This window comes from Streptomyces sp. NPDC002076 (genome assembly GCF_053593835.1).
Map to the genome: position 1 here is coordinate 193,027 of NZ_JBSFDI010000018.1, position 19,300 is coordinate 212,326.

17 protein-coding genes are annotated in these 19,300 nt (G+C 68.6%); 9 read left to right on the forward strand and 8 right to left on the reverse strand.

From position 1 onward, the window contains the following. Positions 1-13 precede the first annotated feature (13 nt). The 7 genes from ACWCQS_RS32580 to ACWCQS_RS32610 all read left to right on the forward strand — a co-directional run bounded on the left by ACWCQS_RS32580 (position 14) and on the right by ACWCQS_RS32610 (position 6,919). Complete coding sequence (locus ACWCQS_RS32580; protein ID WP_451007781.1) at positions 14-1,024, forward strand: LysR family transcriptional regulator; 1,011 nt, start codon at positions 14-16, stop codon at positions 1,022-1,024. 438 nt (positions 1,025-1,462) lie between these two features. Continuing rightward, a complete protein-coding gene (locus tag ACWCQS_RS32585; RefSeq protein WP_451007782.1) occupies positions 1,463-1,666 on the forward strand; it encodes a hypothetical protein in 204 nt (67 codons plus the stop codon). Further along, on the forward strand, positions 1,667-1,924 hold the full coding sequence (locus tag ACWCQS_RS32590) for a hypothetical protein (protein ID WP_451007783.1): 258 nt from the start codon (positions 1,667-1,669) through the stop codon (positions 1,922-1,924). Continuing rightward, on the forward strand, positions 1,921-2,826 hold the full coding sequence (locus ACWCQS_RS32595; RefSeq protein ID WP_451007784.1) for an NAD(P)-dependent oxidoreductase: 906 nt from the start codon (positions 1,921-1,923) through the stop codon (positions 2,824-2,826). Before ACWCQS_RS32590 ends, ACWCQS_RS32595 begins: the two co-directional genes overlap by 4 nt. A 31-nt stretch (positions 2,827-2,857) precedes the next feature. Next, positions 2,858-4,351, forward strand: a complete 1,494-nt coding sequence (locus ACWCQS_RS32600) for an MFS transporter (protein ID WP_451007785.1) — start codon at positions 2,858-2,860, stop codon at positions 4,349-4,351. Between the two features lie 171 nt (positions 4,352-4,522). After that, positions 4,523-5,827: a Dyp-type peroxidase gene (locus ACWCQS_RS32605; protein ID WP_451007786.1), complete on the forward strand. Its 1,305-nt coding sequence runs from the start codon at positions 4,523-4,525 to the stop codon at positions 5,825-5,827. A gap of 153 nt (positions 5,828-5,980) precedes the next feature. Continuing rightward, positions 5,981-6,919 (forward strand): YVTN family beta-propeller repeat protein, encoded by a 939-nt coding sequence (locus tag ACWCQS_RS32610; protein ID WP_451007787.1) that lies wholly within the window; start codon positions 5,981-5,983, stop codon positions 6,917-6,919. A gap of 314 nt (positions 6,920-7,233) precedes the next feature. Here ACWCQS_RS32610 and ACWCQS_RS32615 read toward each other — a convergent pair whose 3' ends face one another. Next, the gene (locus ACWCQS_RS32615) at positions 7,234-8,319 is read right to left on the reverse strand and encodes a sulfite oxidase (protein WP_451007788.1); all 1,086 of its coding nucleotides are present in this window, start codon (positions 8,317-8,319) and stop codon (positions 7,234-7,236) included. Positions 8,320-8,426: 107 nt separating this feature from the next. Between ACWCQS_RS32615 and ACWCQS_RS32620 the strand changes: the two genes are divergently transcribed. Next, positions 8,427-8,774, forward strand: a complete 348-nt coding sequence (locus ACWCQS_RS32620) for a YidH family protein (RefSeq protein WP_451007789.1) — start codon at positions 8,427-8,429, stop codon at positions 8,772-8,774. Positions 8,775-8,982: 208 nt separating this feature from the next. Here the strand turns inward: ACWCQS_RS32620 and ACWCQS_RS32625 are convergent, their stop codons facing one another. Then, on the reverse strand, positions 8,983-9,333 hold the full coding sequence (locus tag ACWCQS_RS32625) for a transposase (protein ID WP_451007790.1): 351 nt from the start codon (positions 9,331-9,333) through the stop codon (positions 8,983-8,985). A gap of 735 nt (positions 9,334-10,068) precedes the next feature. On the opposite strand from ACWCQS_RS32625, the gene ACWCQS_RS32630 reads away from it, so the two are divergent. Continuing rightward, complete coding sequence (locus ACWCQS_RS32630; protein ID WP_451007791.1) at positions 10,069-11,391, forward strand: hypothetical protein; 1,323 nt, start codon at positions 10,069-10,071, stop codon at positions 11,389-11,391. Between the two features lie 283 nt (positions 11,392-11,674). Here ACWCQS_RS32630 and ACWCQS_RS32635 read toward each other — a convergent pair whose 3' ends face one another. The 6 genes from ACWCQS_RS32635 to ACWCQS_RS32660 form a co-directional block, all read right to left on the reverse strand. Then, on the reverse strand, positions 11,675-12,649 hold the full coding sequence (locus ACWCQS_RS32635; RefSeq protein WP_451007792.1) for an aldo/keto reductase: 975 nt from the start codon (positions 12,647-12,649) through the stop codon (positions 11,675-11,677). 146 nt (positions 12,650-12,795) lie between these two features. Further along, complete coding sequence (locus ACWCQS_RS32640; protein WP_451007793.1) at positions 12,796-14,097, reverse strand: MFS transporter; 1,302 nt, start codon at positions 14,095-14,097, stop codon at positions 12,796-12,798. A gap of 160 nt (positions 14,098-14,257) precedes the next feature. Continuing rightward, positions 14,258-14,452, reverse strand: coding sequence for a DUF2180 family protein (locus ACWCQS_RS32645; protein ID WP_451007794.1), 195 nt, complete (start codon positions 14,450-14,452; stop codon positions 14,258-14,260). A 59-nt stretch (positions 14,453-14,511) separates the two neighbouring features. Further along, positions 14,512-15,984: a catalase gene (locus ACWCQS_RS32650; protein WP_451007795.1), complete on the reverse strand. Its 1,473-nt coding sequence runs from the start codon at positions 15,982-15,984 to the stop codon at positions 14,512-14,514. 130 nt (positions 15,985-16,114) lie between these two features. Next, a complete protein-coding gene (locus ACWCQS_RS32655) occupies positions 16,115-17,215 on the reverse strand; it encodes a PP2C family protein-serine/threonine phosphatase (protein ID WP_451007796.1) in 1,101 nt (366 codons plus the stop codon). 105 nt (positions 17,216-17,320) lie between these two features. Next, entirely contained in the window at positions 17,321-18,982 is a 1,662-nt protein-coding gene (locus tag ACWCQS_RS32660) for an ATP-binding SpoIIE family protein phosphatase (RefSeq protein WP_451007797.1), read from the reverse strand. Between the last annotated feature and the right edge of the window lie 318 nt (positions 18,983-19,300).

A 19,300-nucleotide genomic window follows, 5' to 3' on the forward strand; every position in this document is an offset into this window, starting at 1 on the left:
GGGAGGGCGGCTCATGGCTCTCAGTACGCATGTTCCCGACCTGGCCGCGCTGGAATTGTTGCTGGGTGTGGCCCAGGAGGGCAGCCTGAACAGCGTCGCCCGGGCGGTGGGGGTGAGCCAGCAGGCGGTCTCGGCGCGGATCAGGGCCATGGAGGCCCAGACCGGCGTCACGCTGGTGCACCGGAGCCCGCGCGGCTCCAGACTGACCGCCGAAGGTGTCGTGATCGCTGAGTGGGCCGCCCGCCTGCTGGGTGTCGCTGCGGAGATGGACGCCGGGATCGCCGCCCTGCGCGCCGACCGCCGTGACCGGCTAAGGGTCAGCGCCAGCCTGACCATCGCGGAGCAGCTCCTGCCGGGCTGGCTGTCGTCCTTCCGTGCGGCACAGCGGCCGGGAAGCACAGCGCCCGAGATCCTGCTGACCGCGATCAACACCACCACGGTGATCGCCCACGTCACCGAGGGCACGGCGGACATCGGCTTCACCGAGGGCCCTCAGCGGCCGGCCGGGCTCCATGGCAGGGTCGTAGGCCACGACACGCTCGCCGTGGTCGTCACTCCGGGCCACCCCTGGGCCCACCGCCGCCGACCGGTCGGCGCCGCCGAGCTGGCCGCCACACCGCTGGTCAGCCGCGAGGTCGGTTCCGGCACCCTCGACACCCTCACCGCTGCTCTGGCCGCGGTGCTCGGTCCTGGCGCCCCCCAGGTCGTCCCGGCGCTGGCGCTGCCCACCACGGCGGCCGTGCGCGCGGCCGCACTGGCCGGCACCGCACCAGCCGTCATCAGCGAACTGGCCGTCGAGGACGATCTGGCCACAGGCCGGCTCGTGACGGTGCGGACACCGGAGCTCGACCTGCGCAGGACTCTGCGCGTCATCTGGGACGGCGCCTCCACCCCGCCGAGCGGTGTGGCACGGGACCTGATCGCTCACATCACCCGCCGCGATCAACCTTGGCGGACACGCAGGCCCGCATTCGGCCCGGAGCCGGCCACCGACGCCGGCATCTCCCGCCGTTCTGCCTCCTGACCTCGCCGAACCCGCACCACGCATTCTCTGCGTGCGTCTGCGGTCGCCGGCCTGTCCCCGGCCTCCGGCATCGGCCGACCGCCCCATCGGGCAGCGTTGGGCAGCCCTCGGAGACTGTGACGCCTGTCCGCTACAGGAACGGTTTGTATCCCGGCAAGCACAGGGCCACTACCGGCGGCTTCCGGTGGGTGTGAGCGTCGAGGCAGGAGATTCCACCCACCAAGGGGGTCGACATGCAGAGGGTGACACCGGGCGCATCCGGTCTGGCGGGGACGCCTGTCGCGTACGGCACATGGCAGTACGGCGGGGACTCGGGACCCATGGCCGAGCGCGCCGCGCTCCAGAGGATCGCATGCACGAGGCCGCTGGGCACCAACTTCTTCGGCACCGCCCAGGCGTTCGGGTTCGGCGGCTCCGAGCGGCCGCTCGAAGTGGCCGGTGGCAGACGAACTCGGCCCGGCCCGCGAGTCGGTCGTGATCGCCGTCAAGGGCGGCCTGCGCAGGGACAGGGACCAGATGGTCCACGACGCCAGGCCGGCATGGCTGCGCAGGGGCGTCGAGGCCGGAGCTGCTGCGCTCGCTGAACTGGTGGCGCACGGCCTGATCCATCACGTGGCGGTCCACGACCGCACCCTGGCGTAGATGGCCGACTTCGCCACCGCAGTGCCGGTGGAAATCGTCCAGCCGCCCCACCGCCTCATCCGCCGCGACACCGAATCAGACCTGCCGGGCCGCCCCGCCGTTCAGGTCGCCATCGTCGGTGGCCGCACCCCGGCCCACCTGGCGCAGAGCCTCGGCGCACGCCACCGCCACCTCAGCCGGTCCGACCTGGCCGAGACCGACCACACCATGACCGCCACGATCCCGTTCGGCGATCCCACCCTGGAGGCAATGTCATGACCACCACCCAGCCCACATCGCCGGCCTCCCTCGGCGGCCGCGCGCCGAAGACACCCATCATCGCCTTCCTGGGCACCGGGCGGATGGGCGGTCCCATGGCCGTGAACCTGGCCCGGGGCGGCTTCCAGCTTCGGGTGTGGAACCGAACCAGCAGTCGTGCCGCCGCCCTGGCCGGTCACGGAGCGTTCGTCGCACACACCCCTGCGGAAGCGGTCCAGGACGCCGGAATCCTCATCACCATGCTCGCCGACGGGCCGGCCACCGAGCGGGCCGCGAACGGCCCGGACGGGTTCCTGGCCCGACGCCCCGGACTGATCTGGGTGCAGATGGCCACCATCGGAGCCCGCTGGTCGGCCCGGCTCGCCGTGGCCGCCGCTCGGCAGGGGGTGACCTTCGTGGACGCCCCGGTCTCCGGGAGCCAGGGACCGGCCGAGGACGGACAGCTGATCATTCTGGCCAGCGGTCCCGATCGGGTGCGTGACGTCCTCAACCCGGTGTTCGGCGCACTGGGCCGAGCCACCGTCTGGCTGGGACCGGCCGGCGACGGCACCAGGGCGAAGCTGGTGCTGAACAGCTGGCTCGTAGACCTCGTCGAAGCCACCGCGGAGGCTCTGTCCTTCGCCGGCCGGCTCGGCCTGGACCCCGCCTCGATCGTGGAACTGCTGCAGTCCACCCCGCTCGGTTCGCCGTATGCGGTACAGAAGGCCACCACCATGCTCGCCGGTGACTTCACCCCCGCCTTCGCGCTCAAGCACGCGGTCAAGGACGCCGAACTGGCCGTACAGGCCGCGTACGGCCTCGGCACCCACCTGCCGCTCACCGAAGCGCTGCTGCCCCGCTGGCGGCACACCGCCCTCGAGCACGCCGACGACGACCTGTCCGCGGTCTACATCACCGCGTGATCGAACCGGCCCGACGAAGGGTTGCACGGCCATGAGGACACACGCCGGGCCCATCGGCCCCTCCTCGCCGTACGCCGCCACGACGCGGTCCCACGACTGCACGAGCACGGCGGACCACCACGACCACCCCGGCATGGCCACCGGACCGGGCGAGCACGGACGGCTGGGGCTGGCCCTCATCCTGGTGGCCGCCTTCATGGTGGTCCTGGACTTCAGCATCGTGAACGTCGCCCTGTCGTCGATCCAGCGGGAACTCCACGTCTTCGCAGCCTCGGTCCAGTGGGTGGTCACGGCCTATGCCATCGCCTTCGGCGGCCTGCTCATCCTCGGCGGCCGAGCCGGCGACCTCTACGGGCGCCGGCGTCTGTTCCTCTCGGGGATCGGCGTGTTCACGGCCGCATCCCTGGCCGGCGGGCTCGCCCGCGACCCGGTACTGCTGATCGTCGCACGCGTGGTGCAAGGCACCGGGGCCGCGATGGTCGCGCCCGCCGCGCTGTCACTCATCACCACAGGTTTCGCCGAAGGCCCGCGCCGGACCAGAGCACTGGGCCTGTACGGGGCGACGGCGTCCATCGGTTTCGTCGCCGGCCAGGTGCTCGGCGGCGTACTGGTGGAGTTCCTCAGCTGGCGTTCGGTGTTCCTGGTGAACGTTCCGGTGGGGCTGGCCGCCCTGCTGCTGGCCCCCCATGTCCTGCGGGAGTCGAGACTGGCGCGTGCCGGTCGGAAGCTGGACACCTTGGGTGCGGTCCTGATCACCCTGGCCGTGGCCGCCCTGGTTTTCGCTGTCTCCCAGATCGCCACCACCGGTATCGGCTCCGTCCCCGTGCTGGCCCCGCTCGCACTCTCCATCCTGGCGGGCACGGCCTTCGCGGCGAACGAACACCGGCACGCCGATCCGCTCGTGCGTCCGGCGCTGCTGCACACCTACGGCTTGCGCAACGCCAGCACTCTCATGCTGCTGCTCGGCATGTGGAACGGCGGTGAAATGCTCGTGCTCTCCGGATACCTCCAGCAAATTCTGCACATGTCGCCGCTCGTTGCCGGGCTGAGCATCGCTCCGCAGGGGATGGTCGGACTGGCCACCGGCCTACTGGGCGCACGGCTGACCCGGCACCTCGGCATTCAACGCGTGCTGGTGGTGGCCGGAACAGCCGCCACCGCCGGCTTCGCCGCCCTGACCCAGCTCCCCATGGCCGGCGGTTCCCACCTGCCGCTCGCGGCGGTGATGCTCGTCGGATTCGGCACCGCCGGCATGGCATTCGGCAGCATGGTGACCGCGAGCGCCGGAATCGCCGACCGTGACCAGGGCCTGGTCGGCGGAGTGATCAACACCAGTCGGCAACTGGGTGCCGCAACGGGGGCGGCGCTGCTTCCCGCGATCGCCGACGCGGTCGACCGAACGAGGCACACCTCCATGGCAGTCGGCGATCGCGCAGCCATGCTCGCCGGGCTATTGACGGCCGTACTCGCCACGCTCGTGGCGCTGAAGACCTGGCACGGGGCACCGCGGCACGGTGTCGCCTGACTCATGTCAATGAAGCTTGGCGGCGGAGACACTTTCGCGTGCACGCCTGCTCGCCCGAATCTCCATGGCGTGACCTCGCCATGCCGTCGTGCTCCCCAGTGGTGGGACTGACGCGTCCGAAATAGCGTATGAAGCAGAGGTTCGGTGGATGTTCGGTCGATGGAGGACATCATGACCGACAACACGGCTCCGGACGGAGATTGGAGCGGGACAGAATGCCCGATGGGGGCGTTCGCGCGGCGGACGTTTCTGCAGGGCACCGGTGCCGGCCTCGTTGTCGGAACGGCGGCTGGAGCCGCCCTCAGAGGCGGTACAGCGGCCGCCGCAACGGCGCCCGAGGCCGACACAGAACCCACGTCCCGGACCATCCCCTTCCACGGCTACCACCAGGCCGGCATCGCCCTTCCTCCTCACCCACAACGGGTCGCCATTTTTGTCGCGCTCGACGTCACCGCGTCCGGCCGCAAGGAACTCACCGAGCTGTTCCGCACGCTGACTGCGCGCGCCCGCTTCCTCACGGCCGGTGGAAGACCGCCCGAAACGTCTCCCACCGCGCCACCGTCAAGCTCGGGCATCCTGGGACCCACGGTCGTGGCAGACGGTCTCACGGTGACCGTAGGCGTGGGCGCCTCTCTCTTCGACGACCGATACGGTCTGCGCGCCCGGAAGCCGGTCCAGCTCGTCACGATGAAGGCATTCGAGCATGACGACCTGGATCCGGCGCTGAGCCAGGGGGATCTGCTACTCCAGATATGCGCCGACAACCGGGACACGACGGTGAACGCCCTGCTCGACATCCTGATGCACACCAAGTCGGCGGCGAAACTGCGCTGGCGCATCGACGGACAGCGCAATCCGCACCGCCCCGTCGGTGTCCGGCGCGACTGGTTCGGTTTCAAGGACGGCATCTCCAACCCTGACACCACCAGCGCCTCCCAAATGGACCAGGCGGTCTGGGTCCAGCCGAAGAGCGCCGAACCGGCCTGGACCGCGGGTGGCACCTATCACGTGGTGCGTATCGTGCATTTCTTCATCGAGGCGTGGCAGAAGGTGCCCGTCGCCCAGCAGGAGCGCATCTTCGGCCGTCGCAAGGCGAGCGGCGCCCCCTTGTACGCGCTGGGCGAGAACGACAACGACAAGTTCGACCCCATCTACACGAACGACCCCCAGGGACTCATCACCCCGCTCAACTGCCATATCCGGCTTGCCAACCCCCAGACCCCGGAGACCGCGGCGACCAGCACCATCCTGCGCCGGAGCTTCGACTACGACCGCAGCCCCAACCTGCCCGAGCTCGACATGGGACACGCGTTCAACTGCTTCCAGCAGGAACTCAACACCTACATCGCCATGCAGACCCGGCTGCAGAACGAAGCACTCGTGCCTTTCATCAGCCCTCGGGGGGGAGGCTACTTCTTCGCGCTCCCGGGCGTCCGGGACAAAAGTGACTACTACGCCCGCGGGCTGCTGACCTGATACCGGGCCGAACCACCGGACCGGACCACGGCACTGCGCACAGGAGGCGAGATGTTGTCTGCCGCGCGGACCCCAGCAGCGAGCCGCCGAAGCCGCGGCGGGACACCACGGCCGGTCCTCGCGGCGGGCGTTGCCGCGCTGGTGGTCCTCTGTGTGCCCACCGCCTCCGTGCACACGGTGGCCGCGGACCTGCCGTCCGCGGCTGCCCGCACGGACAGCCTCGTCTACGTCACCAACCAGCAGGACAACACCGTCTCGGTGATCGACGCCCACACCCACAAGGTGGTCGCGACCGTACCGGCCGGCAGGGCGCCCGAGGGTGTGGCCGTCGCCAAGGACGGCAGGCGCCTGTACGTCGCCGACAGCGGCTCGGCCCGAGTCTCGGTCCTCGACACCCACACCTACAAGACCGTCGCCACGGTGCCTGTCGGCAAGAGCCCCACCGGAGTCGCCCTGAGCCCGGACGGCGGCTCCCTCTACGTCACCAACGGCACCTCGAACACCGTCTCCGTGATCGACACCCATACCCAGCGGGCCTCAGCCACCATCCCCGTCGGCAGGTCCCCGGTGAACGTGGCCCTCAGCCGCGACGGTGCCCAGGCGTACGTCGCGAACGCCGGATCGGGCACCCTGTCGGTCATCGACACCCGCAGCCACCAGGTCACCCGGCAGCTCTCCGCGGGACGGTCCCCGGTGGCCGTCGCCGTCACCAAGGACGGCAAGGCGGCCTACGTCGCCGACGAGGTCGGGACGCACGTCCTCGCCATCGCCACCGACAGCGGCAAGGCGACCACCGTGAACGTCGGCACGGGCCCCTTCGACGTGGCCATCGGCCCGGACGGCCGCTACGCCTACTCCGCGAACCTCGGCCCCGGCAACCTCTCCGTGATCGACACCGGCAGCACACACGTCAAGGCGACCATCGCCCTCGGCCCGCCCGGCACCGACCCGTTCAACCTGGCGGTCACCGACGCCGCCATCTACGTCACCAACCAGGGAGCGGGCACCCTCGCCGTCGTCGATTCCGCGTCCCACAAGGTCGTGGCTACGGTCACCGTGGGCGCCCAGCCGTACGGGGTGGCGGTGCGCTGAGGCAGCCGATCACGACGAACGGGTTCGCCCCAGGGAGTATCACGCCGCTCACGGGGAGTCGCGTGCGGAAGTCGCGCCAGATCCCGGTCCGCGCTCCGCTGGAGGGCGGATCACGCACCGTCTCCGCTGACTCCTCCAGGGCGAACGGTGCCTCGCGGCTCTCTCCGCTGCATACCTAGGTCGCCTTGCCCTGCTGGAGCACCTGACTTCGCGCGCCACGCTCCGTCAAGCCGGGTCTTCAAAGGTGAGCGGTGCGGAGGTGTCCGCGGGTTCACCGTCGTGCCGACGGGATCTGCGGCCTGGCCGCCCGGCTTTCAGCGGTCGCAGGTGACGTGGAGGCGGGCCCAGGCGTTGTTGGCGTAGCCCTTTGGGTTCCAGACCGTCGCTGGTGACTCGGGCTGTACGGCTGCGGCGGAGTCCCAGGCGCGGGCGAGGACTTCCGTCTCCCCCGCCGGGAGCATGAGCGTGGCGCGCCAGTGCTGCCACGTCCACGGGTTGTCCGGTGCGTTCAGATCGGCGTGGACCCACGTGGTGCCGCCGTCGGCGGACACGTCCACGCGTGTCACCGTGCGGTCGTCGCCGGCGAAGGCCACGCCGGCGACCTCGGTAGCTCCGGACGGCAGCTGGGCGCCCTTGCCGGGCCGCAGGATGGCGATGTGAATGACGACCGGCCCGAGCGTGATGCCGTCGCCTGGTCCTGCCTTGTGGGGGTCTGCCTCGGGAGGCAGCAGGCTGTATTCCCACTGGAAGTAGTTGTCGGACGGCTCGGTCTGTGCGGTGATGCGCTGGAGCCATTTGACGCTGCGGGCGCCGATGTAGCCCGGGACGACGGCGCGCAGCGGGGCACCGTGCGCGACGGGAAGAGCCTGATCATTCATCGCCCAGGCAAGGAGCACCTCGCTGGAGGTGGCCTTCACCGCCGGTATGGAGGCGCCAAAAGGCTGTGGTGGGTCGGCGTCCTGTGACACGTCAGCACCGGTGAAGGCGATGTGGGCCGCTTCTGCGTGCAGCCCTGCCTCTGCCAGTACATCCGCCAGGCTCACACCGGTCCACCATGCCGTGGAGATGGCTCCGGGGCCCCAGGGGACCTGACCGGGTATGTCGCGGAAGTCCATGAGGTCGGCGCGGCGGTTGCCCGCGCACTGCAAAGTGGCCAGCACTTTCCGTTCGGGGAAGCGACGGCGCAGGTCGTCCAGCGACAATTCCAGCGGGCGGTCGACCGTGCCGTCCACCCCTAGCCGCCAGCTCGCCCCGTCCACGCGGGGGATCGGGGCATGGTTGCGGCCATAGAAAGTGTCCAGAGGGGTGACCGGGTCCACGAGCGCACCACAAGGTGGTTCAGCATTGAAGGGCTCGGTCTGGTGCACGATCATGTCATCCCGTTTGCCCCATATACCCATACCGCCACTATGCTCGAAGTTCTTCCAAGCGGCACCTTCGATCCCGCTCGGTTTCGGCGACCGCGACAGAATGCGCATCGCCGCGGCCTCCAGTAGGAGAGCGAGTCATGGGTAAGGAACGCCCCGGGGACGACACAGATCCATCCCACGCCCGAGATCATCTGGCGAACGAGCGCACCTACCTCGCATGGCTGCGCACATCCGCAAACGTGATGGCGCTAGGGCTGGCCGTGGCCAAGTTCGTCGAGGACAGCCGTACCCGTTCACTGGCCGCAGGCGCTCTACTGATGGCTGTCGGGGCGGCTGGGCTGGCTTACTCCGCAGTGCGCTACCGGAACGCCGCAGCCGATATCAGGCACGAACGACTTCTCGCCGCCAGCCGAACCGGAGGACCACTGACTGCAGGCGCCGTACTGACCGTCGCACTCGCTGCCGCCCTGTTGCTGCTCTGGTGACGTCAGCGCGGCCAGGCCGTTGACGCTGGCTGTCGGCGTTGCGGAATCCGAACGCGTTGCGAGCGACGAGCTTGATCACACGATTGATGCCCTCGCTCTAGGCGTTGCTGTGACCCGCGTCAATGAACGCGGCACTCTCGGGCCACCAGCGGTCGACGGTGGCGGCGAGGGTGCGGACTTCGGGGTTGTCGGAGTCCGACGAGCCAGGTCAGGAACTTCCTGCAGGTGCGGCCGACTTGTGGCTGTCGGCGCCGGTACGGGCCAGGGCGAGGAGGGTGCGCAGGTTCTCCGTGGCGATCCATGCGCTCAGGAGCATCTGCCCGATCTTCCCCTCGTCGAACAAGGGGTTCCACATCCATGCGAACTGCTCGTTGGTGCGGTCGTTACGGTTGCGTAGCAGGCATCGTCTGGCCTTCCACTCCGGATCGGTGGCCCGTCCGCGCCACCCGCGGACCTGGGCAGTGGTGCGGCGCCGCACCAGGCAGAGCATCTTGCTGGCGAGCTGGACGACGTGGAAGTGGTCGACGACCACGAGGGCGTCCGGGAGAGCGGTGCACACGACGGCCCCAGTAGGTGGCTGATATATCGTGGCGGCGTAGCGAATTTGCTACTTCCAGGACAGACCGGACAGGCCACCGGCCAAACCCGCTCAGCCGGCCGGCGCGGGCTACTGCCCCGTCTGACCTGCGATCACAGCCGCGGTCGACCCGTCGCGAACCATCGTGAACCCGTTCGGCGTACACCGCGCGAAAGCCTGATTGGTCGTGCAGTCGTTCGCCATTCGCCGACAGATGACCCATCCGAGTGAAGGCCTCCGGCCAAGGTGAGTATGTATAAATTGTCCGTTAGATTCCTTTATGGCTCGAGGCGGTCCGGGTGACCAGCGTCAGGCGTCATCAAGGTGACCTCGGCGCCCCGATGACAAGCACTGCCCTCGCCGGCAGCCATTGCCGAACACGGCGACCAGACCTGCCGCGAAACCTCTCACGCCACGCGGCGCCGTCCTCACGGCTCAAACGCCACGGCAGCTTGCCATGCGGGTCATCCGCCGGCGACGTGACCACAAGGAGTGAACATGGGTATAAGAACAACCTTCACCCACACGTTCATAGTGATGGTCGTATACGCGTCAATCACCGCCTGCGTGACGCCCGGGACGCTGGAATCCGCGTCCTCCCCCCTGGATCCGGTGCAGGGCCTCATAGTTGGGTCAAACGCCAGCCCCTCCGCGCATGGCACGCCGATACAGTCTCCGGCGCTGCCCGGGGCGCAGCAGATTTCGGGGAACGACCGGGTGTACACCGCCGACCAGGCCTCCAACACGGTGAGTGTCATCAACCCGGCGACGAATACGGTGCTGGGCACGATCGCCCTGGGCAAGCCGCGATTGAGCCCCAGCGCGGACGTGCTGGGTGCCATGTACGACGGGCAGATCGACGTGCACGGCCTGGGCTTCTCCCGGGACGGAAAGTGGCTCAACGTGATCGACGTGACCACCAACGCCGTCCACGTCATCGACACCGGGACCAACGAGGTGGTGCGCACCGTGTACGTCGGCCGGTCGCCGCACGAGGGGTTCTTCTCTCCGGACGGCACCCGGCTGTGGGTGGCGGTGCGCGGCCAGAACTACATCTCGGTGATCGACTGGCGGGCCGGCAAGGAGGTCGAGCGGATTCCCACCGAGGACGGACCGTCGAAGGTGGTTTTCAGCCCCGACGGCAAATTTGCCTACGTCAACCACCTGCGCGCCTTGGTGCTGGACGTGATCGATGTGGCCTCCCGCCGGATCATCCGGCGCGTGCCGATCCCCGCGGAGGCGGGCGGGTCTTCCGACGAGGCCATCTCACCCGACGGCCGGGACATCTGGCTCGGCATGCCCACCAACGGCCGGACCACTGCCGTGCTCAACGCGGCCACCTACCGCGTGGAGGCGGTGCTGCACACCGGGCCGCGCACCAACCACCCCAACTTCGTCACCGTTGACGGTGTCGACTACGCCTACCAGACCGTGGGCGGACTGAACGAGACCTTGGTCTACCGCCGATCGCGCAACGGGGCGCCGCCCACGCTGGTGAAGACCATCCACAACAATGGCCACGGTCCCCACGGCATATGGCCGAGCCCCGACAACACCAGGATCTACGTCGCCCTGCAGAACTCCGACGCGGTCGATGTCATCGACACACACACGAACTCGGTGATCAAGATCCTTCACATCGGCCAGTCGCCCATGGCGCTGGTGTACGTGGCGCGCAGCACTCCGGCCACCAGCACACACAACCTGGGTCGGCAAGGGCTGGGCATGCGCACGCAGATCCTCGCCTTGCGCGTCTCGGGTAGCTCCGGCCAGGGCACGGCCCTGATCCGGGAACTCCCAGGCATCAACGAAGTCACCATCGGGGCCACCGGGTTGCCACCCAACCGGCAGTTCACCGCCTACGCCGGCGACGGCACCCGCACGACCGCACTGATGTCCATGATGAGCAACCAGTTCGGCAACATCGACGAAGCCCTCTCCTATTCGTACTTCTTCGCCAACCACTACACCTCCGTCGTCCTCAAGCCTGGAACTCCGTCCGGCGAGCGGGAGCCAAGCACGGCAATGCCCCAGGCATGACGGACCAAGAGGGCATGGCAGCGTAGTCGGTGTGGTCAGCGCGTGTCAGTGACGGGGCCACCGGTCAGCATGGTGATCGGGCACTCGGTGTCCTGAGCCGCCCCGGCCGGGGGGAGAGGCGACGTACGCGCCGCCATCGGCCAGCGCCTCGGACCTCTGCCGGGTCCGGTTCCGCGCCCACACATCGAACCCGGCGTGCGTCAGATTCTGCGCGATGGGGCACGCATGACAGTGGTGTCCACGACAGCGACCGTCGTCTGCCCATTCCCCTCCCGCCCAGCCGTCACACACCCTCCGGGGACGGGCCGGCGACAGGGACGGCCGCGGCCATGATCGAGTCGATTTCCTTCGAGTCGTCCTCGTCCAACGACAGGTCTGCAGCCGCGAGGCTGTCCTCGACGTGGTGGGCGCGCCGCGTACCGACGATCGCCACGTCCACTCCCGGCTGAGCCAGGGTCCACGCGACGGCCAGTTGACTCACCGTCATGTCGCGGAAGGCGGCGAACTCCTGGAGCTCGCGTACGACAGCGAGGTTGCGCCCATAGGTCTCGCCTCGGAAGACGCTGCTCTTCGCGCGCCAGTCGTCGGCAGGGAAGACGGTCTCCTTGGAGAGGATGCCCGATAGCAAGCCGTGCGCAAGGGGCCCGTAGACCAGGACACCGATGCCGTGCTGCCGGGTATAGGGCAGCTCGGTGTCCTCGATCTCGCGGCGGAAGAGGTGGTACGGCGGCTGCAGCGTCTCCACCGGAAGGGTGCGGGAGAACTCGGCCATCTGCTCGGCGGAGTAGTTGGACACGCCGACATGCCGGATCTTGCCCGCCTCGACCAGTTCCTTCAGTGCACCTGCGGTTTCGGCGAACGGCACCTTCGGGTCCGGCCAGTGGACCTGGTAGAGGTCGATGTGGTCGACGCCGAGCGCGGTCAGACTGGCGTCGACACCCTCGCGCAGCGCCCCGGGACTCGCATCCCGGGCGATGCCGGTAGCGGTCCTGCGCAGACCACCCTTGGTGGCGATCACCAACTCGTCGCGCCGACGCCGCAGTTCGCCCCGCAGCGCGGCACCGAGCAGCCTTTCCGAGGCACCGAATCCGTACGCCTGGGCGGTGTCGAAGAAGTTCACCCCGAGCTCGCGGGCCCGGTGGATGGCGGCCTTGGCATCGTCCTCGGCGAAGGCGCCCCAGTCGCCCCCCAGCTGCCAGGTGCCGAGGGCGATACGGGAGACCTGCAGGCCGGTCGATCCCAGTGTGGTGCTCCGCATGGTTGTCCTCCGTGCGTCATTGGTCGTTCGGTGTTTCTGATGCTTCGGGGCAGGAGGCCCGTTCATCGGTCAGCCGGTTCTGGTGGCGATCACATGCCCGATACCGAAGACAGCGGCCACGGCGCCGACACCCACCGGGTAATCCCTCATGATCGCCGTCGCAACGTGCCCGGCGTCTCGGCAGCCGTGCCGGGACCGTGGCGGCTCGTCCGTACGGCGACGGCGGCGAGGAGTGTCAGCACGACGACGGTGAACCACGTCGTCGCATCGGTCAGGCTCATGGACCGGCTGGCGACGCCCAGGCCGACGGGCAGCAGGGCCAGGCCGAGGTACGAGGCGAGGAACAGGCCGGCGAGGGCTTCGCCGCGCTGAGCCGGGGCGGCCATGGCGGCCACGTGTCCGACGGCGGACTTGAACAGCACACCGGCACCGGCTCCGGCGATGGTCCCCGCGAGCAGGAACACGGGCAGGCTCCCAAGGCGCATACCGACTGCGAGAACGGTCATGCCCACCGCCTGGGCGAGCAGCCCGAGGTACCAGCGCGTCCGGGTGCCGAGCCGGCCGGTACCCGTCTGGGCCGCCGCGGCGGCTCCGAAAACCGCGAATACCACCAGTCCGGCCAACGCACGGGACGGCTGGTGCAGGACCCCGCCGAGGAAGCCTGGGACCACGGACGTGAAGAGCCCGAACACGGCCATGGACGTGAATCCGGCCGCGGCGGCGGCGAGATGTCCACGGTCGCCGTGGGCGGCCCGGACCCGTTGGGGCCGGTAGGCCGGCCTGGCCGCGGGCCTGCGGACGGTCTCGGGGGTCAGGGCGATGGCAGCCACTCCGGTCAGCAGCAGTACGACGAAGACCGCGTACGGCAGTCGGAGCGGCTCGACGAGGTACTGGGCCAGCACTCCCGCGGTGATGGGTCCCAGCCCGAGGCCACCGATGTTGGCGACGGTCGACACGATCTCGAACCGCCGCGTCGAGGCGCCGGGCCGGTGGGCGCTGTGCAACTCCTGCAGATACGCGGTGGCGGTCGCCGTCAGCATGCCGACGCCGAGACCGGTGACCAGCCGGGCGACGATCAGCACCGGCAGAGACGTCGTGGCCAGGAACAGCGCGGCGGCGAGCAGTTCCAGTGCCAGCGCAGACGCCATGACCTTCTTGCGGCCCAGCCAGTCCGAGATGTGCCCGGCGAGCAACAGGCTGGTCAGGACCCCGATGGCGTAGACCGCGAACACGACGGTGACCGTGAAGGTCGAGAACCCGTCTTGGGCCTGGTAGAGGGGATACAGCGGGGTGGGAACCGTGGAGAAAGCCATCGCCGTCACGAACACCGCGGCGACCGTCCAGAACCCTGCGCCGTACCTGCGAGCGGCGTGTGTCTCCTCGTGCGCGCGGGCCTGTCGGGCGGAGACACGGTTCGCGTGCGGACCCATGGCCGATGTCACTGACATCAGAGCACTCCGATCTTTGACGGTGGATTCCGTCGGCGGGGGAAGCAGGGGCGACCGCTCGTTCACCGCCGTTCGTGCCAACGCGCGGACGCAGCCGTTGTTTCCTATTGGAGTGAGATAGTCTGAGATGACGGTTATCGACGTAGGAGATAGCCGGCTCTCAGGCGACCGACTGCGTCCCGCAACATGTCGTGCAGGCAAGGCGGCGCGTCACGACGACGAGGCCGATCACGCGCTTGCTTGGAGCCGGGGTGATCGTCACATGGTCGGCGCACACGGCCAGACCGCAAAGGGAACATATGCCGATGGCGGCGCTGTCATCCCGCCCCGCTTGGGTGCACTCGTAGCACGTCATTTCTGCCTCCTATGAGGGATTCAGCTGATTCCGGTGGCAGTGGGCTCGGGAACGCCGGCTCATCGGCGTCGTTCCTTCACACCCGCTTCCAAGCGGCTGCCGAAGTCGGAGTCGGCACGGCGGAAGTTGTCGATCGCCCGCTCGACGATGTCGTCACGGTCGGCGGAGACGCGGGCCAAGGCGATGGCCAGGTTGTTGATCAGGCGCTCCTTCTCCTCCTGCGGCATCAGTCGGTAGAGGTTGCCCGCCTGGACGAAGTCGTCGTCCTGGGCGTGTGCCGGTGCGGCGTGGTTGCCGGTGAGCCCGGAGACCCCGGTGGCGGCCCACAGCGGCAGGTCGGTCTGGACCGGGCCGTCGAAGCTGTTCGGCTCGTAGTTCTTCGAGCCGCTGTGCCGGCCGTCGTACAAGACCCCATCGCGGCCGTAGGTTCGAGCCTCGGTGGCGTGCGGGCGGTTCACCGGCAGTTGGTCGGCGTTGATGCCGACGCGGTAGCGGTGGGCGTCGCCGTAGGCGAAGAGGCGGCCCTGGAGCATCTTGTCCGGGGAGGGACCGATGCCCGGCACGAAGTGCGCGGGTGAGAAGGCCGATTGTTCGACTTCGGCGAAGATGTTCCGCGGATTGCGGTTGAGCTCCAGTCTGCCGATCTCGATGGGCGGGTAGTCCTCGTGCGGCCAGACCTTGGTGAGGTCGAAGGGGTTGAAGCGGTAGGCGGCCGCGTCTGCCGCAGGCATGATCTGGACCTGGACCGTCCAGCTCGGGTACTCGCCGCGCTCGATCGCCTCGCGCAGGTCGCGCTGGTGACTGTCGGGGTCCTTCCCCGCGAGGATCTCGGCCTCGGCGGAGTCGAGGTTCTTGATGCCCTGGTCGGTCTTGAAGTGGTACTTGACCCAGAACGCCTGGCCAGCCTGGTTGTTCCACTGGTAGGTGTGCGAGCTGTAGCCGTTCATGTGGCGGTACGAGGCGGGGATGCCACGGTCGCCGAAGAGCCAGGTGACCTGGTGGGTGGACTCCGGGCTCAGGCCCCAGAAGTCCCATACGTTGTCCGGCTCTTGTGAGCCGGTGTGGGGGTCGCGCTTCTGGGTGTGGATGAAGTCCGGGAACTTGCTCGGATCCTTGATGAAGAAGATCGGGGTGTTGTTGCCGATGAGGTCGTAATTGCCCTCCTCGGTGTAGAACTTGATCGCGAAGCCGCGCGGGTCCCGGACCGCGTCCGCCGAGCCGAGGCTGCCCGCCACCGTCGAGAAGCGGACGAACACCTCGGTCCGCTTGCCGATCTCCGAGAGGAACGCAGCCCGGGTGTACGTCGTCACGTCGGAGGTGACGGTGAATGTGCCGTACGCACCGGCGCCGCGCGCGTGCACGATCCGCTCCGGGATGCGCTCACGGTTGAAGCGCGCCAACTTCTCGAACAGTTGCTGATCCTGCAGGAGCAGCGGCCCGCCGCGGCCGGCCGTCTCGGAGTTCTGATTGTCCGCGACGGGCGCACCGGTCTCGGTGGTGAGAAGGGGACGCCCTCCGTCTTGTGTGGTCACCTTGTGCCTCCGCTGGCATGGATCGTTGAGGAAACCGGCAACGGACATGACTGCCCTCTGCCTTCCGCTTCGTTTGCGGTGTCGGTGTGTCTGCCTGGTTTCGCGGCCGCCGGGGGCCCGTGCGAACGGGTCAGACGTGGCGAAGATGTCGCCGTTCGCCCGGTGTGACGCGGTGAGCGACGAGCGCGGCGACGTCGTCGTCGCGGGTGCCGGGAACGTAGGCGTTGATGTCGTGGTGGAGGTGGTGCAGGAGTTGGCGGGGTGGGGCCGAGGCCCAACGGCGGATGCGTTGGGCGAGGGGGTAGAAGGTGCCGGTCAGGTCGCGGCTTTCGCTGATGCCGTCGGTGTAGAGCAGCAGGCGGTCGCCCAGGCCGAAGGGGATGGTGTCGAGCTGGTAGTGGTCGCCCAGAAGGGCAGCCATGTTGATGGGCGGCGAGGGTGCGCTGGGCTCCACCTCGCACGCCTCGCCGTTGTGGAGCAGCAGCGGCGGAGGATGTCCGCAGTTGACCAGGCGGGCGACGGGCTCGTCCGCGGGGATCTCGGCGAGCACGACGGTGACGAAGCGCTCGAGCGCGTCCTCGGGCAGGACTTCTTCGACGTGTTCGTGCATGCTTGTTTCCAACATGTGTGCCAGGGAGGGAAGATCGGGCGCGTCCCGCACGTGCGCCCGGAAGGAGCTGAGCATCGTTGACGCGGCTTCGACGGCGGGAAGTCCCTTGCCGCGCACATCGCCGATGATCAGCCGTACGCCGTGCGGGGTCCGGCGCGCCTCGTAGAAGTCGCCGCCGATGCGGGCATGCGCGGCAGCGGCCTGGTAGATGGTCTCGATGTCGACGTGCCCGAGGTGGCGTGGGATCGGGGGCCGCAGTGCGTGCTGTGCGGTTTCCGCCACGCTGCGGACCGCAGCGAGGGTGCGCTCCCGGTGCTGCCGTACCCGACTGGCGTATGCAGCGGCCAGCGTGATGGCCGTGATGGCCACGACGGTGAACACACTGGGTGTCTGACCGAGAGCGTGGTGGGTGGCGGCGAGGGCGATGCCGGCTATCAGGGCCAGCAGTCCGATGACCAGCGTGCCGGCCACGGGCCACATGGCGGCGGCCAGCGCCGGCGCCACGCCGAGCAACCGGTTGAACTGCAGGTTGGGTGTGAGCAGATCCGCCGTCGTGGCCAGCGCGATCACCAGCAGAGGGGCGACGAGCATGGACTCGCAGGCGCCGCTCTTCTCCCGCATTCGTTCAGGAAGTCGTTTCGGGATGATCACCCGTGCGAGCGATGGGAGTTTGTTCCAACGGGACGGGATGGGCCTTTCGGTCTGTACACCCATGTCTTCAGCTCCTCACGTCGAGTGCGACTGTTGGGTCCACACGGTCTTGCCGCGAGCGGTGAGGCGCGTCCCTTGGTGCTGTGTGAGCTCGGAGACGATGGACAGGCCGCGGCCGCCCTCGTCGCTCGGGCGGGCCTTGTGCAGACGGGGAACGGCACCGTTGGTGTCGGAGACTTCGCAGATGAGTGTGTGACCGTCGTTGATCAGGCGCAGTTCTGTCGGCCCGGTCGCGTAGCGGAGGGCATTGGTCACGAGTTCACTGACGATCAAGGCGGTGGTGGAAGCGAGTTCGTCGAGCATCCATGTCGCCAACTGCCGGCGGGTCCAGGCACGGGCAGCGGCGACGGCCGCGGGGTCGGACGGTACGGCGAGACTTGCGACGTTCTTCGCGTCCAAGGCCTGTGCACGAGCCACGAGCAGGGCCGGCTCATGGCCCGGGGCCACATCGCGACGGACGCTCTCGATGATCTTCCGCACGTCGAGGCCGGACCGGTTCACCACCTCATGGAGGTGTTCCGTGGCCGCGTCGCCGTCGGGGTGGGCATCGTCGATGCCACCGCTCTTGAGGAGCAGGACGGTACCTGGGGGTACGTCGACCTCGGCGCTCTCGTAAGGATGCCCATCGGTACCCAGAGCCGGATGGGAGGGCAAGCCCGGCGCGCCGACAACACCGTCGGGGTGGATGATCACCAACTGCGAACCGCCGGCCCGGGACGAGGTGCAGCGCCCGGTGACAGGGTCGTACACCACCAAGAGGCAACTGGCGCCCGCATACTTCACGTCGGACAGGAGGCCCGACATCAGGTGCTCCCCCAGGCGGGTCGCCATGTCGTCCAGGCGCGCGAGTATCTCGTCCGGCGCCCGGTCCTCCATGGCCAGCGTGATGATCATCGCTCTCAACTGGCTCATGCCGACCGCGGCATCGACGCCCCCACCTCGTGCGGCTCCCACCACCAGGGCCGCGCGTGCACCGGACAGCGGGATGATGTCGAACCACTCGCCTCCTGAGCCCTCCACCGGAAGCTCCCCTTCGGCAGCCTCGATCGCTCCGAGGGACGGAAGCGCCTCAGGAAGCAGCTTTCGCTGCAGGAGCCGGGCATGGACACCTCCCTGGATCCGGTCACGGACCGCGTCCAGACACTGCGCGGCCCGGTCCGCGAACCTGACGGCCGCCTGGAGGTCGTCCACGTCGAAGGGAGCGGACTCCGCCCGCCGATACAGGGCCACCAGGCCGAGAACGGCGTCCCTGACGATCAGGGGGATCACCATGGCGGAGTGGGCCTGCGCCTCCCGGATGCAGTGTGCGCGGGCAGGATCATGCACCGGCCACCGCCCGTCGCGGACCAGGTGGGCGATGAGGCGAGGGCGCAGATCGACAAGGGCCTGCCGGTAGGGGGTCGCACGCGGGATCCGGGACACGTCACCTACCGCGTACGCGGGCCTGACGTCGGTTCCCGGCTTGGACTGGAAGGCAGCACGTCGAAACGGTGTGCCGCTGCGCAGAGGGCGGGGTATGGACACGTCGCCGTGCAGTATCGGCTCCGACACCTCGATGGCGACGAAGTCGGCCAGTTCGGCCACCGCGGCCTGAGCGAGCTTGCTTGCGGTGTGGAAGACGTCTGTGCTGGTGCCGAGGGCGGGACTCTCCGGCCCTCGGCAAATGCAGGTAACCACGATGATCGTCCTGTGTTGGATGGACACCGGTTCGCGAGGCGCCGAGCGCGAACCCACCTCATGGACGCCGTCGATGCGCCGCTGGTGGATGTGTGACCGCGCAGTGGTGCTGCTGGGGTCCGTTCCTCCTCTACCGCTGAACTCTGCGGTGCTGGGGTCCCGGATCTTCTTGAGCTCCACTCTACTTTGTGGAGTGACTCCAGACAATGGAAAGAGGTAAGAAGGTCATGTCCCGCGGGGTGGTGTAGTCACGGCAGCTGTTTCGGTTCCGGTTGTGGGGTGATCTGTGGTTCGGGTTCGGTTGGCTTGGTGGTGAAG

Bases quoted from the DNA above. Each gene is read 5' to 3' on its own strand.
- ACWCQS_RS32600 (WP_451007785.1), top strand. From the start codon at position 2,858: ATGAGGACACACGCCGGGCCCATCGGCCCCTCCTCGCCGTACGCCGCC.
- ACWCQS_RS32620 (WP_451007789.1), top strand. From the start codon at position 8,427: ATGGGTAAGGAACGCCCCGGGGACGACACAGATCCATCCCACGCCCGA.
- ACWCQS_RS32640 (WP_451007793.1), bottom strand. From the start codon at position 14,097: ATGTCAGTGACATCGGCCATGGGTCCGCACGCGAACCGTGTCTCCGCC.
- ACWCQS_RS32590 (WP_451007783.1), top strand. From the start codon at position 1,667: ATGGCCGACTTCGCCACCGCAGTGCCGGTGGAAATCGTCCAGCCGCCC.
- ACWCQS_RS32595 (WP_451007784.1), top strand. From the start codon at position 1,921: ATGACCACCACCCAGCCCACATCGCCGGCCTCCCTCGGCGGCCGCGCG.
- ACWCQS_RS32605 (WP_451007786.1), top strand. From the start codon at position 4,523: ATGACCGACAACACGGCTCCGGACGGAGATTGGAGCGGGACAGAATGC.
- ACWCQS_RS32580 (WP_451007781.1), top strand. From the start codon at position 14: ATGGCTCTCAGTACGCATGTTCCCGACCTGGCCGCGCTGGAATTGTTG.
- ACWCQS_RS32655 (WP_451007796.1), bottom strand. From the start codon at position 17,215: ATGCGGGAGAAGAGCGGCGCCTGCGAGTCCATGCTCGTCGCCCCTCTG.
- ACWCQS_RS32645 (WP_451007794.1), bottom strand. From the start codon at position 14,452: ATGACGTGCTACGAGTGCACCCAAGCGGGGCGGGATGACAGCGCCGCC.
- ACWCQS_RS32635 (WP_451007792.1), bottom strand. From the start codon at position 12,649: ATGCGGAGCACCACACTGGGATCGACCGGCCTGCAGGTCTCCCGTATC.
- ACWCQS_RS32615 (WP_451007788.1), bottom strand. From the start codon at position 8,319: ATGGGTATATGGGGCAAACGGGATGACATGATCGTGCACCAGACCGAG.